The 281-nt window shown below is 69.0% G+C and carries 1 pseudogene; it reads left to right on the forward strand.

The window, feature by feature from the left end:
* Nucleotides 1-281 (forward strand): annotated as a pseudogene (locus ACFHVL_RS31535) (polyketide synthase); the annotation flags it as partial.

Consider the following 281-nt stretch of genomic DNA (forward strand, 5'->3'; position numbering starts at 1 on the left):
CAGGCGTTGTTGGCGACGTACGGGCAGGGGCGGGACGCGGATCGTCCGTTGTGGTTGGGGTCGTTGAAGTCGAACATCGGTCATGCGCAGGCGGCGGCGGGTGTGGGTGGTGTGATCAAGATGGTGATGGCGTTGCGGGCGGGGGTGTTGCCGCGGTCGTTGCATGTGTCGGAGCCGTCGTCGCATGTTGACTGGTCGGCGGGTGGGGTGCGGGTGTTGACCCGGTCTCGGCCGTGGCCGGCGACCGACGAACCGCGTCGGGCGGGGGTGTCGTCGTTCGG

The organism is Micromonospora sp. LOL_023, assembly GCF_048060115.1.
Taxonomy (GTDB): domain Bacteria; phylum Actinomycetota; class Actinomycetes; order Mycobacteriales; family Micromonosporaceae; genus Micromonospora_E.